The sequence below is a fragment of the Erwinia sp. V71 genome (assembly GCF_965644245.1).
Taxonomy (GTDB): Bacteria; Pseudomonadota; Gammaproteobacteria; order Enterobacterales; family Enterobacteriaceae; genus Erwinia.
In genome coordinates, this window is sequence record NZ_CBFFRK010000122.1 from 1 (window position 1) to 13,598 (window position 13,598).

Consider the following 13,598-nt stretch of genomic DNA (forward strand, 5'->3'; position numbering starts at 1 on the left):
CTGAAAACGATAGATGAACGGCAATCATTGTAGTCATGAACAGAACTTTGAATGATTAAATCGCACCTTCCCTAAACCGTGGCTGGATTTTTTCCACTGGCTGGAAAGCAGCGGCTACCGCAAAGCGGACGCGCCCTGTTTTGATCGCTATCTGAATGACGGCTCGGTGAGCGGCATCTGGGATTTTGAGATTTGTGTGCCGGTGATTAAATCCTGAACACACGCCTGCCGCCGCTCTGGCGGCAGGTAAACAGCCCGCTAATCCGCGGTTGCAGCTTATTTTATCCCTGTAGTCATTCTGTTAACCAAATCCTGCGCTGAGGTAAAACTGGCGAAAATCGTGCTCAGTGATGACATTCTGTTTGAAATCTGCGGAAAGTGATCGGTTATGATATGAGACGACATTGTCATTTACCGGAGCTGTGCCTTGCGTCCTGATTTGCCGATTTCGGCCGTTGAATTCAGCCTGTACCGCCATTACCGCATCGTGCATGGCTGCCGTATTGCGCTGGCGTTTGTACTGACCTTTTTGCTGGTGCGCGGGCTGGATATTCCCGAAGGCAGCTGGCCGCTGATTACCCTGGTGGTGGTGATGGGGCCGATCTCCTCGTGGGGCAACGTTTTTCCGCGCGCGGTGCAGCGTATTGGCGGCACGGTATTTGGCTCGCTCTCCGGGCTGATCGCGCTGAAACTGGAGCTGTTCTCGCTGCCGCTGATGCTGGTGTGGTGCATGCTGGTGATGTTTATCTGTGGTTACCTGACTCTCGGCAAGCATCCTTATATGGCACTGCTGATCGGCATTACTCTCGCGGTGGTGTGTGGCGCACCGGCAGGGGATATGGAAACCGCATTGTGGCGCGGCGGTGATGTGATTATCGGCTCGTTGCTGGCGCTGCTGTTCAGCAGCATCTGGCCGCAGAAAGCCTATACGCAATGGCGGATAAAACTGTCTGATGCGCTGGCGGCGATGGCGCGGGTGCATCACACCGGTTTCTCACCCAATCTGCTGGAACAACCCCGCCTGACGAAACCGTTACAGCACCTGCTGGGCGAAGTGGTCAGGATGCGCGCCCTGCTGGAACCGGCCAGCAAAGAGACCAAAATCCCCAAATCGGTGCTCGACGGTATTCAGACCGTGAACCGCAATATTCTCTGCACCCTTGAACTGCAAATTAATGCCTGGTGGTCATCCCGTGAAAGCCATTTCCTGATGCTGAATGCACCTGCGCTGCGCCGTACCCAGCAGATGACGGAAAATACCTTTCAGGCGCTGTCGGCGGCACTGCTCAGCGGCGATACCGACCAGGTGGCGGCCAACAACGCCGAACTGGCGGAGATTTCGCAGGAACTGCGCCAGCTGATCGACACCACCCGCGGTCATGCGGCGATGGAAACCCAGATCCACGGCTACGTCTGGCTGAGCCTCGAACTGACGCGCCAGCTGGAGCGACTGTCCGATTTGGTGCGGCTGGCGATGCGTAAATAATCGACTAAGCAACAACTTACTGCGGACACGCCCGGTTTCGCGTTAAGATAAGCGCCAGTCTGAAATTGAATGTGAGAATTGCCATCGGTTATGGCGAGCCGCTAAGCTGAAGGCTACGACAATTACGCCTGCCTGCCAGGCCCAATGAAAGGTGTCATCATGGAAAACGCAAAGCAATCTTTTCAGGACGTGCTGGAGTTCGTACGACTGTTCCGTCGCAAGAACAAACTGCAGCGTGAAATTCACGACAACGAAAAGAAAATTCGTGATAACCAGAAACGTGTGCTGTTGCTGGACAACCTGAGTGAGTACATCAAACCAGGGATGAGCATCGAAGCGATTCAGGAAATTATCGCCAGCATGCGCAGCGACTATGAAGATCGCGTGGATGACTACATCATCAAAAACGCCGACCTGTCGAAAGAACGCCGCGATCTGTCGAAAAAACTGAAAGCAATGGGCGAGCCAAAGCCACAAGAGTAATCACCGCGGGGCGCGTCTGACGCCCCTGTTACGGCTGCGGTTTTAACTGCCGCAGCTGCTGCGCCAGCGTTGTCAGCTGGCGGGCGATCTGCTGAATATCTGCTGCTGGCTGCACGCTGGTGGTGGTTTCGCGTATCACTAATTCTGTGGCTAACGGTGCTGTCGCCTGTTGCGTCTGGCGCTGAATGGCCGCCACCAGACGATCCACACTCTGCTCACCCAGCAAACGAATATCCTGACGAATAGTGGTCAGCGGCGGCTGATACCAGGCGCTTTCGGCGGTGTCATCATAACCGACGACCGACACCTGCCCCGGAATGGCAATGCCGTGCTGATGCAGCGCGCGCATCGCACCCAGCGCCATCTGATCATTGGCGACTAACAGTGCGGTTGGCAAATTATCCGGCAACAGTGATGTGACCGCCTGATAACCCGACTGCGCACTCCAGTCGCCCTGATAAACCGCATGGGGCTGCAACCCGTATTCCGCCAGCACCTGCTGCCACGCCTGAAAGCGCTGCATTGCCGACACGGCATCAAGCGGGCCGGTGATCAGCGCGATACGACGATGGCCGAGCGCGTGAAGGTGTTCCACGCCCTGACGCGCACCCTGGCTGGCGCTGAACTGGCAGTGGCTGACCGCTGCATCGCTGGCGACATCCATAAACAGGCAGGGACGCTGACCGCTGATTTGGGCCAGTGCCTGAGCCTCCTCATTCGGCAGCGGCAGGTTCAGCAACAGACCATCCACCCGCTGTGCCAGCAGTTCGTTAACGGCTGCCTGAGCTGCGCTAAAACCGGGTTTATCGGCCATAGCAATCACCAGCTGATAACCAAGCGCGGCGGCGCGATGCTGGATCGCGGAGGCGATTTGCGCGGGGGCCTGGAGCATCAGGTCGGTGGTCGCCAGCCCGATTGAGCGGCTGGCTTTGCCCGCCAGCTGCTGTGCCACGCGGTTCGGCACATAGTTGAGCTGCGCCATGGCGGCACGCACTTTTTCGCGCGTGGCGGCGGATACCTGGTCAGAGTGATTGAGTACGCGCGAGACGGTCTGATAGGACACGCCTGCCAGCTTCGCTACGTCATCAAGGGTCACCGAACGGGATATCATTACGCACTCTCACTTTTGTTGTTAAAGGCAACTGGCAACGTTTTGTTCCTTCGCCCATGTTATGGGGAAGGAGCATCAGATTCCCTCCCCCATAAAATGGGGGAGGGTCAGCGAGGGGGAGCCACGACCACGCACCTGCATCGTTTGCTCCCCCATCCCGGCCTTCCCCCGCTGGCGGGGGAAGGGGGCGTCCGTGTAGCGTTGTCTGCCCGTGACCACCTGAAGCAGTCCGGGCAAATTTTACAGCCTGCAGCAAATATCAGATGATATATCATTAGCCTGCATTCGTCAGAAGGAGTTGCCTGTGAATCCTGTCGCCTTAACCGCCGCACAATGTGACGCCATCAACACGCTGGCGTACTGGCTGGCACCGGACGATGTCAGCGTCCAGCGCGCCAGACTGCATGCCGATCTTATCGTGCTGGCCGGGCATGCCGTGCTGCCCAATATCGAAGGCGCTTTCAGTCTGGCGCGGGAGCACAACCTGCCGCTACTGATCTCCGGCGGCATCGGCCACTCCACCACGCTGCTGGCGCAGGCGATCTCTGCCCATTCGCGCTATCGGAATCTGCCAACAGACGGCCTGAGCGAAGCCGCAATGCTGGCCGCTATCGCCCGCGAATTTTTTGCTATTCCGCCCGAACAGCTGCTGCTGGAAGAAGCCTCCACCAACGGCGGTCAGAACGCCGCCTTCAGCTGGCAGTTGCTGCAGGAAAAACAGCTGCCAGCCCGGCGCATCGTACTGGTGCAGGACCCGCTGATGCAGCGCCGCTGTTACGCCACCTTCCGCCATCACTGGCAACAGCAGGGAACGGCAGCCACCTTCCTTAACTGGCCAGTGTTTGTGCCACAGCTGCAATGGGCGCAGGGACTGGCGCGCTTTAGCGATGTATTGGGGGAAGGTCTGTGGTCATTTGATCGCTTCCTGTCACTGCTGCTGGGCGAGATCCCGCGTCTGCGCGATGACTGCGAAGGCTATGGCCCGCAGGGGAAAAACTTTATTGAACATGTCGATATTCCACCCGCAGTGGAGCAGGCGTTTGCGTTGCTGAAAGACAGCGACCTGCTGGCGGGGGTCAGCGCACGTCACTGGTAGGCGTATAGATACGCCGTGCGCGGCGTAAAAACAGCTGCGGCATCATGCTGACGACCATATTAAAAAACGGCGACAGTGCCATTTTCATCAGCCGGTTACTGAAGCGGTAACTGACGCGAAACGTCACCTGGCAGCTTCCTGCCGTCAGCGGGCTGAAATGCCATTCGCCGCGAAAGGCGGAAAGAAAGGAGCCTTCCACCAGCTGTAAATTCAGTGCGGCAGGCGGATCAAAGGTGGCATGGGTGGTGATGCTGAGTGGCACAGGATGCGGCTGTTGCAGTTCGATGCGCACCCGCTTGCCGCCATCCTCGTCAGTCAGGATCTCCACGCGGCGGCACCACGGCAAAAACTCCGGGTAGGCGGCAACATCGGCCACCAGCTGATACATCTGTTGCTGGCTGAATGCCACCTGCATGGTTTTTTCAAACGTCGTCATCAGCGCTCCGATCATCCTGTTCTGTGCTGAAAACGTTACCTTACCGCAGCGTACTGGCAAAGGCCATCACCCGTTCCCGTCCCCATGACCAGTCACCAAACCCGGCTTCGGTATTGATATGCCCGGCCTCACCGATATCCACCAGTTCACTGCCCCAGGCGCTGGCCCAGAATTCGGCACGGGCAAACGGCAGCAGCGGATCGGTATGGCTGGCAAACAGCAGACTCGGGCAGGGCAGCGGTTGCGGCAGAATGCGATCCTCTACCTGAAAACGCAGCGGTTCGGCGGGGGCCACCAGCGCCAGCCCGGCAACCCGTTGCGGATGACTCCGCGCCCAGTGCAGCGCCGCCAGCGCGCCAAAACTGTGGCCGATTAACAGCGCAGGCGGGTCGCTGGGGCGTAATTCACGGTTAATCGCATCGCCCCAGCCATCAAGATCCGGCTGGCTCCAGTGACGTTGCGTAATGCGTTTCCACTGTGGTGCCTGCTGCTGCCAGGCGGTTTGCCAGTGACCGGGATCGCTGTCGCGCAGCCCGGGCACCAGCAAAAAGCAGAGTTGATCGATCATGCGGGTAACGCAGCCAGCACCATACTGACCGCCAGCAGATCGGCGCTGCCGCCAGGACTGAGATTGCGTTCGGTCAGTTCGGCGTCCAGTGCCAGCAGGTCGTCAGTACACCAGCCTGCGATCAGCAGGCGTCGTGCGGATTGCTGCACAAAACGCAGACCGTCAATGCCACCGCGTGACACCACATTGGTATCGGCATTAACGGCCATTAGCCGCAGCAGGGCATTGAGCAGACGACGTGTCGGATCGATCTCCTGATGCCAGTAAGGCAGAACGTGACGACGCACAGTAGCGAAACCGCTTTGCGCTTCGCCACGTGCGCCAGTCAGACCAAAACGGTGATAGAGACGTTCGCCGATGGTCGCCTGACGGGCGGAGTGTTTCAGCTCACGCGCCACCAGATCATGGCATAACGCCGCCACTTCCGCGCACAGACGGCTTTGCGTCAGCGTTTCCGCCTGCAATCGTCCGGCGGCGAAACAGAGTAAACCGAGGGAAAAGATGCCGCCTTTATGGGTATTCACCCCGCCGGTGGCGCTGAACATCGCCTGTTCACAGGCCAGCCCAGGCAGACGCGCCTGCGCCAGGGCTTCGTGGGCGGGCAGGGCGGCGCTCTGCTGACCCACGCTGACAAAATGGCTGAACCACGGACTGACCGCTTCGATACTGGCAAGAAACAGCGCCAGATCCATATCGCGGTGCGCACCGCTGTTAAGGGCATCCACCAGCCCGGGTTTCGGGCTGAGCCAGATTTCACGGGTTAATGCTTCATGGGACAACACGGCGATCTGTTGCGCCGACACCAGAGTAAGGGGGTTAATCGCGGGTAAACCATGCATCGATAATCTCCTCCACTTTCTGCACGACCTGTTCGACAGGGTGCTGGCGTGAACGGGCGCAGGCGTGCGCCGGGCCATCGCAAATCACACAGCGGCGGCTGGCCTGGTCGAGGGAGCGACGACCAATCTGTCCCTCCTGCGGGCAGATGACATCGATATCCCACACCCGGCCTAACGGGTGTTCCGCCTCCAGCGCCACGGTTGCGGCTTTAATCTCCGGCGCGTTGTGGTCGATACACCACAGTGCTTCGGCGCCAGTAGGCAGCCAGAACACTTCACGCGCCAGAACCGGCCAGTGGAGCTGGTGGAACAGCTGATCGCAGGCCTGCAGCGCGCTGCCCATGCAATGGTGGTAGCGGCTGCTGGCTTTGACGGCGCCGGGGGTAACCAGCGTCAGTGAAACCAGCGGTTGTGCGTAGTGCGTTAACCAAGCGGACTGCCGCTGCGCGCGCGCTTCTTTCGCCGCCAGCAGTTCCGTCAGGGTAACGCCCGCAGCGGCGGGCGTCAGAGTTGACATCAGGCTTCCTCCTGCACCTGGTGCACTACGTCGATCACGCTGCCGTCACGGTAGCGAATCACCCCGACTACTCTTTGAGTGAAGCGAATCGGTTTAGGTTCCCCACTAATTGAAATCGCGCGCTGATACAGGGTGTCGATATCCATCACTTTCAGTCCGGCATCCAGCAGACGCTGGCGGATTTCCGGCCGTGCCGGGTTAACGGCGATACCGTGATCGGTCACCAGCACATCGATGCTTTCGCCCGGGGTGACGCGGGTGGTGACGCGTTTCACCACCGTCGGAATGCGGCTGCGCAGCAGCGGCGCCACGACAATCGTCAGATTGGCGGACGCAGCGACATCGCAGTGACCGCCGGATGCGCCACGCATCACACCGTCGGAACCGGTGATCACGTTGACGTTAAAGTCAGTGTCGATCTCCAGCGCACTGAGGATCACCACATCCAGCTGATCGCAGCTGGCCGCTTTTGCCGCCGGGTTAGCGTAAACGTTAGTGGAGATCTCAACATGGTTCGGGTTACGTGCCAGTGATGCTGCTGCCTGGCCGTCGAAGCACTGGGTGTCGAGCAGGGTTTCAATCAGGCCTTTTTCATGCAGATCCACCAGGCTGCCGGTGATGCCGCCAAGGGCGAAACGGGCGACCACTTTCTGGCGCTCCATTTTCTCTTCCATAAAACGGGTACAGGCGGTAGCGGCCGCGCCGGAACCGGTCTGCATCGAGAAGCCGTTACGGAAGTAGCCGGAGTGCTCAATCACTTCGGCAGCGGTGCGGGCAATCATCAGCTCACGCGGATTGCTGGTGACGCGCGCCGCGCCAACGCTGATTTTCGCCGGGTCACCGACTTCTTCCACCTGCACAATAAAGTCGACGCGATCCTGCACGATACTGGCGGGCATATTCGGGAACGGCACCAGGCTTTCGGTCAGCAACACCACCTGGCGGGCATACTGCGCATCCACCATCGCATAACCCAGTGAACCGCAGCAGGATTTGCCCTGCGTGCCGTTGGCATTACCAAACTCATCGCTGCAGGGGACGCCGAGGAAGGCGACATCGATCTTCAGCTCGCCGTCCTGCAGCAGCTTAACGCGGCCGCCGTGCGAGTGAATTTGCACCGGCTCGGCCATCAGGCCGTGGGAGATGGCATCGGCCAGTTTGCCGCGCATACCGGAGGTGTAAATACGGCTGATCACACCAGCTTCAATATGCTCGATCAGCGCGTCGTTGCAGGTCATCAGCGAGCTGGATGCGAGCGTCAGATTTTTGAAGCCCATCTGCGCCAGAATCGCCACCACGCGGTTGATGGTGCGGTCGCCTTCGCGGAAGGCGTGGTGGAAAGAGATGGTCATGCCGTCGCGCAGGCCGCTGCGCTGTACCGCTTCTTCAATGCTCTGGCACAGTTTGCGCTGTTTTTTGCTGGTGGCATCCGCCAGCCACGGTGTGGTGGTGTGGGCGCTGTCAAAAGGCGTCAGGTGACGCAGGTTGGGGTGCTGCAAATGCAGCAGTTCAGTCAGGTTGCTCATGGTTTGTTCCTGTTATACCCGTCATCATTCAGGCGGCAGAGATGCTGGCTACGCCCTGAATGCGTTCGGGTAAGTAAATTCATTGCATTAACGACGCACGCCGGAAGCATTCGCGCGTTCCAGCACCACCCGGGCATGATTGATAATCGGGCCGTCGATCATTTTGCCGTTCAGCGAAATCACGCCCAGGCCGTTACGTTCACCCTCTTCGGCGGCGGCAATCACGCGGCGTGAGTAGTCGACTTCTTCCTGGGTTGGCGCGTAGGCGTTGTGCAGCAGCTCAATCTGGCGCGGGTTAATCAGCGATTTGCCGTTAAAGCCCATTTTGCGTACCAGATCGACTTCATGCAGGAAGCCTGCTTCGTCGTTAATGTCGGACCACACCACGTCAAAGGCGTCGATCCCGGCGGCGCGTGCCGCATGCAGTACCGCACAGCGGGCGTAGAACAGTTCGGTGCCGTCGCCACGCTCGGTCTGCATATCCATCACGTAGTCAAAGGCGGCGAGGGCGATACCGATCAGTCGTGGTGAGCAGCGGGCAATCGCCACCGCGTTGATCACGCCGATAGCGGATTCAATCGCTGCCATCACCCGGGTGGAGCCGACTTCGCGGCCACATTCACGTTCGATACGTTCGATATGGCTTTCCAGCTCGTAGATATCTTCCGGCGTATCGGTTTTTGGCAGACGCACCACATCCACGCCGGCGCGGATCACCGCTTCCAGATCTTTCAGACCAAACGGCGTATTCGGCGGGTTGATGCGCACCACGGTTTCGATCTCGCGGTACATCGGATGTTGCAGGGCGTGGAACACCAGGATGCGGGCACTGTCTTTTTCGCGCAGCGAGACGGCATCTTCGAGGTCAAACATGATGGAATCAGGTTTGTAGATAAACGCGGTGGAGAGCATCGCGGCGTTAGCGCCGGGCAGAAACAGCATACTGCGGCGGAGTTTTTTCATTGTAATTGTTCCCAGTTAATCTCATTGACACCTGCCGCACGCAGCACGGCGCTCTGTACCCGTGCGCGAATCACACAATCCAGCGCGCCTTTGTCTTCAATCAGTACCAGGCCTTCGTTAATGCCCAGGCTGTTCAGCGTCTGGTGCACCACCAGGCGAATCTGGTCGCCAAACTGTTTCATCACCTCGCTGTTAATAACGACGTTGAATTCGCCCGCAGCGGGGGCGATTTTCACCAGCAAATCGCTGGATTCAACCGTCCCGGCGAGTGCCTCCTGAATAATCTTCATAATGACTGTCCTGATTAATAAAAAAGGGTTTACGCCACCGCGGCACAGTAGTGGCGCTGCAAATGCGCCAGTGTGGTCGGGGGCACAATTTCGGCGATACGCGCCCATTGCTGGCTTTTCAGCAGCGCACGCACCTCGGACGCGGAAATTTCCCGCCCGGAGGCGTGGCGCTTACGCGGTGTTTCCACCACAGTGACCGGCTGCGCGGGTGAGCGGCTGGCTTCTTCCAGCCACTGATGCATATCGCGGTTGTACTGGTTTGTGACCGGGCAGAATGGCTCGGTGCCGACAAAACGGTGTGTGATGTCGAGGGCAGGGGCGATGTAGTTGCGGAAAATCAGCAGGTCCATTGCGCTCCATGTCTGGCTGACCAGCCCGGCGTCTTTGAGGAAATAGCCCGGAAAGGTGGCGCGCGAGATCAGATAGTCTGAACCGGCATGCACCGTGACATTTGGCAGATCGGCCACGCCCTGCTGCACCATCTCCAGCCGTTCGCGGAACGGGAAATAAGAGACGTCTTCACTGACGACAAACAGATGCAGCCAGTCGCAGGACGCGGCTGCCTGTTCCGCCAGATAACGGTGACCGAGGGTGAACGGGTTGGCGTTCATTACCACCGCGCCAATACGCTGACCGCTGTGCGCCTGTTTTTTCAGCCGCTGGCAGTAGTGCAGAATGCCGACCGGCGAGTTCTCCATCAGCACAGCCACTTTGTCCCACTGCACCAGCGGGTAAAACCCGCAGCTGCGAAAGCGTTGCAGGTTGCAGGGGCGGGTATAGAGAAACAGGTGGAAGTGGCCGCGGCGTACCGCGAGGTTTTCCACTTCGCCTAGCAGACGGGCACTGAGGTTGGCGCCGCGCCAGGCTTCATCGACCGCAACGCATTTGATGGTGTTGCTGACCAGTCCGGCGCAACCCACCAGTTGCATGCCGAAGCGTGCGGTGACAAACAGTTCGATATCGTCATCCATCCCCAGCTGGCTGCTGGCCAGCAGATGCCGTACGTCGTCCAGCGCCTGCGGCTGCTGGCGCACGTCAATCACGCTAAAGTCGATGGATTCAGGGTTAAACATAATCTGGTCCTGCTGGTGGTGAAAATACCGTGCAAATGATTGCCCGGAAAAAGAGTTAACTCCGCGCTGGCTCGGGGAACACGGGCCGATCGGAAAGTCGCTGTTCGTCATCCCTGACCGCTCGGCCCGCACCATCCCTGGCGCGTGACGCTTTCCTCTTCTGCCCGTGTTCCCCGCGCATTGACTGTTGAGTCGTTTGCGGCGGGTTACGCTACTGCGCTATGCAGCTGCGCGGCATCGACAATCACATTGCTGAGATGGCCGATTTTGTCGATTTCCACTTCAATCTGGTCACCGTGATGCATAAACAGCGGCGGGTTGCGTTTCTTACCCACGCCGCCCGGTGAACCGGTGATGATCACGTCACCCGGGCTGAGGCGGGTAAAGGTGCTGATGTACTCAATCAGCTCGGCGACGTCGTGGATCATGCTGCTGGTGTTGTCCTGCTGCACCATCACGCCGTTCAGCCAGGTACGGATACCGAGGCTCTGCGGATCGGGGATTTCATCGCTGGTGGTCATCCATGGACCAAACGCACCGGTTTGCGGCCAGTTTTTACCGGCGGTAAACCAGCTGTGCTGCCAGTCACGCGCGGAGCCATCCATATAACAGCTGTAACCGGCGACATGGGACAGTGCATCGGCGCGGGCAATATGCTCGCCTGCTTTGCCAATAATCACTGCCAGTTCACCTTCATAGTCGAACTCGCTGGAGTGCAGCGGTTTGACAATCGGCGCATCGTGGCCGGTCTGTGAATCAGCAAAGCGGACAAACAGCGTTGGCGCCGGGTTGTGCTGATCGAACTCTTTGCGTTTCTCGGCGTAGTTCATACCGACGCAGAGGATTTTTTCCGGGTGTTCAATCACCGGTAAAAAGGTCAGTTCGTCAAACGAGAGAGTAGGCTGCAACTGCGCCAGTTCCCGTGCCAGCAGCAGACCGTTGTTCGCCAGCAGCGCTTTCAGGTCGGCAAACTGCTGGCCGAGGTGGGCGCGCAGGTCGATCATGCCGTCCGCAGTCGGGATGCCGTAGCTGCGCTCGCCCTTATGGATATAGCTTGCAAGTTTCATAACTTGTCCTGGGGTCAAAAATAATTAAACAAGGAAGTTGCCAAGGAACAGCAGCGCCAGTGAAACGTTAATCGCGCCGCCAATACGTGTTGCAATCTGCGCGAAAGGCATCAGTTGCATGCGGTTACCCGCGGTAAGAATGGCCACGTCGCCGGTGCCGCCCTGGCCGCTCTGGCAGCAGGAGACAATCGCCACGTCGATAGGGTGCATGCCGATTTTTTTACCGACAAAGAAGCCGGTGGCGACCAGTGCCGATACGGTGCTGACAATCACCAGCAGGTTGGACAGGGTGAAGGCGTTGACCAGTTCCTGCCATGGGGTGATCGCAACGCCCACCGCGAACAGAATCGGATAGGTCACGGAAGTCTGGAAGAATTTGTATACCACCTGAGAGCCTTCCAGCATGCGTGGTGACACGCCGTGGCACAGCTTGATCAGTACCGCGACAAACAGCATGCCGACCGGTGCAGGCAGGCCAACCAGTTTGTGCAGCAGCATACCGACCATATACAGCAGCACCGCCAGCAGGGCACCAGAGGCGATAGTGGTGACGTCGGTTTTACAGCTGTTCGCTGCGCTCTGTTGTTCGCTGTTGTTTTTACGATCTTTGGCGCTGGCAGGCATCAGCTCGCCTTCACCGGTCAGGTGCGGATAGCGTTTACCCAGCTGATTCAGGCAACCGGAAATAATGATCGCGGTCAGGCCGCCGAGCATCACCATTGGCAGGACGCGACCCAGCGCGACACCCTGATCCATATGCAGCAGGGTGGCATAACCGATCGACAACGGGATGGCACCTTCGCCAACGCCACCGGCCATAATAGGCAGGATGATAAAGAAGAAGATCTGGAACGGTTCCATACCCAGCGCCAGGCCGACGCCCATACCGACCAGCATGCCGACCACTTCACCACACAGCATCGGGAAGAAGATGCGCAGGAAGCCCTGAATCAGGGTGGTGCGGTTCATACTCATAATGCTGCCGACAATAATGCAGCAGATGTAGAGGTAGAGAATGTTGGTGCTTTTAAAGAATTTGGTGGTGGAGTCGACAATCACATCCGGCAGTAAACCGTAGTACACCAGCGCGGAAGGAATAAAGGTGGCGCAGATGGCTGCCGCACCCATTTTACCCACCAGCGGCAGGCGCTTACCGAACTCGCCACAGGCAAAACCAAAGAATGCCAGCGTGGCGACCATCACCACGATATCGCTGGGGAGTTTGCCGCCCAGGCAGTCGATGGCAATCAGCGCCCCCGCCAGCACAAACAGTGGCAGCGGGATAATACCCACTTTCCAGGTATCGAGAATATGCCACCACTTTTCTTTCGCGGAGACCTGCTTTTGTGGAACAGAGATAGAATCGTCAGTTGTGCTCATAGGAAAGCCCCTTTTCATTTTGTCGGCACAGACTAATTGTTCTGATGCGTAAGGGATGTGAGGTGTCGCAAATTAAAAAAGGTGTTTTAAAGGTTTCTATGGTTTTTAAGGTTTTTAAGGTTTTTATTATTTTGTTTTCGTGGAAATAAAATTCGTGGTTTTTATGGTTTTAATTGTGGAAATATAAATTAACGGGAATAAGTTATATTTATTGCCAGTTAATAATAAATGTTAATTCACTGTAATATATCTGTTGGCGGCTTTCGTCAGCGGGCATCAGGCCTGGCTTTTACCCCTGTTCATTGTGGGGGCGATCACAACTTCCCGGTAAAAACAGCACCTGACAGGGCGTGACATGGTAGTGTTATGGGCTTGTTTAGCCGTATGCGGATGCCCTGTGGATGAGAGTCTCCTTCCAGAACAAACTATTTCTCTGGCTGACAGCATTTTTTTTGCTGCTTTTTTCGCTACTCGGTGTTTATTACTACGTTATCGTTGATCGCCAGCTTTATGATGAAATGGGTGTGCGGGCGAAAATACAGGCGGAAGAGATTGCTGTTATTCCCAATCTCAAACTGGCAATAAAGGAAAATAATATTCCGGCCATTCACCGGCTGATGAGTAATATTGTCAAACACAGCGACGCCAGTTTTGTCGTGATTGGCGATCGCAACGCTATTCATCTTTATCGCGAATTCAGATAATAAGTGCAACGCTTGGTCATGTGGATGGAGGGACGGTTAGCTACCGATAAGCTATCCTG

General features: G+C 57.6%; 15 protein-coding genes and 1 pseudogene. 5 read left to right on the forward strand and 11 right to left on the reverse strand.

The window, feature by feature from the left end:
* Window positions 1–79: 79 nt before the first annotated feature.
* From ACSZO1_RS18540 to ACSZO1_RS18550, 3 genes and pseudogenes are all read left to right on the forward strand, one after another.
* A pseudogene (locus ACSZO1_RS18540) lies at window positions 80–217 on the forward strand (GyrI-like domain-containing protein); the annotation flags it as partial.
* 210 nt (window positions 218–427) lie between these two features.
* Entirely contained in the window at window positions 428–1,486 is a 1,059-nt protein-coding gene (locus ACSZO1_RS18545; RefSeq protein ID WP_437615261.1) for an FUSC family protein, read from the forward strand.
* Window positions 1,487–1,645: 159 nt separating this feature from the next.
* Complete coding sequence (locus tag ACSZO1_RS18550) at window positions 1,646–1,969, forward strand: DUF496 family protein (protein ID WP_437615262.1); 324 nt, start codon at window positions 1,646–1,648, stop codon at window positions 1,967–1,969.
* A gap of 28 nt (window positions 1,970–1,997) precedes the next feature.
* Here ACSZO1_RS18550 and ACSZO1_RS18555 read toward each other — a convergent pair whose 3' ends face one another.
* Complete coding sequence (locus ACSZO1_RS18555) at window positions 1,998–3,080, reverse strand: LacI family DNA-binding transcriptional regulator (RefSeq protein WP_437615264.1); 1,083 nt, start codon at window positions 3,078–3,080, stop codon at window positions 1,998–2,000.
* A gap of 304 nt (window positions 3,081–3,384) precedes the next feature.
* Between ACSZO1_RS18555 and ACSZO1_RS18560 the strand changes: the two genes are divergently transcribed.
* Window positions 3,385–4,176 carry a YdcF family protein gene (locus tag ACSZO1_RS18560; RefSeq protein ID WP_437615266.1) on the forward strand — a complete coding sequence of 264 codons (792 nt, stop codon included), beginning with the start codon at window positions 3,385–3,387 and terminating at the stop codon, window positions 4,174–4,176.
* Here the strand turns inward: ACSZO1_RS18560 and ACSZO1_RS18565 are convergent.
* The 10 genes from ACSZO1_RS18565 to ACSZO1_RS18610 form a co-directional block, all read right to left on the reverse strand.
* Window positions 4,157–4,612: a type II toxin-antitoxin system RatA family toxin gene (locus tag ACSZO1_RS18565; protein WP_437615268.1), complete on the reverse strand. Its 456-nt coding sequence runs from the start codon at window positions 4,610–4,612 to the stop codon at window positions 4,157–4,159. The two genes, ACSZO1_RS18560 and ACSZO1_RS18565, sit on opposite strands and share 20 nt — an antisense overlap.
* Before the next feature lie 40 nt (window positions 4,613–4,652).
* Window positions 4,653–5,180, reverse strand: coding sequence for an RBBP9/YdeN family alpha/beta hydrolase (locus ACSZO1_RS18570; protein WP_437615270.1), 528 nt, complete (start codon window positions 5,178–5,180; stop codon window positions 4,653–4,655).
* Complete coding sequence (gene citG / locus ACSZO1_RS18575; protein WP_437615272.1) at window positions 5,177–6,019, reverse strand: triphosphoribosyl-dephospho-CoA synthase CitG; 843 nt, start codon at window positions 6,017–6,019, stop codon at window positions 5,177–5,179. Before citG ends, ACSZO1_RS18570 begins: the two co-directional genes overlap by 4 nt.
* On the reverse strand, window positions 5,997–6,536 hold the full coding sequence (gene citX / locus ACSZO1_RS18580) for a citrate lyase holo-[acyl-carrier protein] synthase (protein ID WP_437615274.1): 540 nt from the start codon (window positions 6,534–6,536) through the stop codon (window positions 5,997–5,999). The genes citG and citX overlap by 23 nt, the downstream gene beginning before the upstream one ends.
* Complete coding sequence (gene citF / locus ACSZO1_RS18585; RefSeq protein WP_437615276.1) at window positions 6,536–8,062, reverse strand: citrate lyase subunit alpha; 1,527 nt, start codon at window positions 8,060–8,062, stop codon at window positions 6,536–6,538. The genes citX and citF overlap by 1 nt, the downstream gene beginning before the upstream one ends.
* Before the next feature lie 87 nt (window positions 8,063–8,149).
* The gene (citE, locus tag ACSZO1_RS18590; RefSeq protein WP_437615278.1) at window positions 8,150–9,025 is read right to left on the reverse strand and encodes a citrate (pro-3S)-lyase subunit beta; all 876 of its coding nucleotides are present in this window, start codon (window positions 9,023–9,025) and stop codon (window positions 8,150–8,152) included.
* Window positions 9,022–9,315 carry a citrate lyase acyl carrier protein gene (gene citD, locus ACSZO1_RS18595; protein ID WP_437615280.1) on the reverse strand — a complete coding sequence of 98 codons (294 nt, stop codon included), beginning with the start codon at window positions 9,313–9,315 and terminating at the stop codon, window positions 9,022–9,024. Before citD ends, citE begins: the two co-directional genes overlap by 4 nt.
* Before the next feature lie 29 nt (window positions 9,316–9,344).
* Window positions 9,345–10,388, reverse strand: coding sequence for a [citrate (pro-3S)-lyase] ligase (gene citC, locus ACSZO1_RS18600; RefSeq protein WP_437615282.1), 1,044 nt, complete (start codon window positions 10,386–10,388; stop codon window positions 9,345–9,347).
* Window positions 10,389–10,594: 206 nt separating this feature from the next.
* Entirely contained in the window at window positions 10,595–11,455 is an 861-nt protein-coding gene (locus ACSZO1_RS18605; RefSeq protein WP_437615284.1) for a fumarylacetoacetate hydrolase family protein, read from the reverse strand.
* Window positions 11,456–11,479: 24 nt separating this feature from the next.
* On the reverse strand, window positions 11,480–12,835 hold the full coding sequence (locus tag ACSZO1_RS18610) for a 2-hydroxycarboxylate transporter family protein (protein ID WP_437615286.1): 1,356 nt from the start codon (window positions 12,833–12,835) through the stop codon (window positions 11,480–11,482).
* Between the two features lie 452 nt (window positions 12,836–13,287).
* Here ACSZO1_RS18610 and ACSZO1_RS18615 point away from each other — a divergent pair, with 452 nt between their 5' ends.
* On the forward strand, window positions 13,288–13,539 hold the full coding sequence (locus tag ACSZO1_RS18615; protein WP_437615288.1) for a hypothetical protein: 252 nt from the start codon (window positions 13,288–13,290) through the stop codon (window positions 13,537–13,539).
* Window positions 13,540–13,598: the final 59 nt, after the last annotated feature.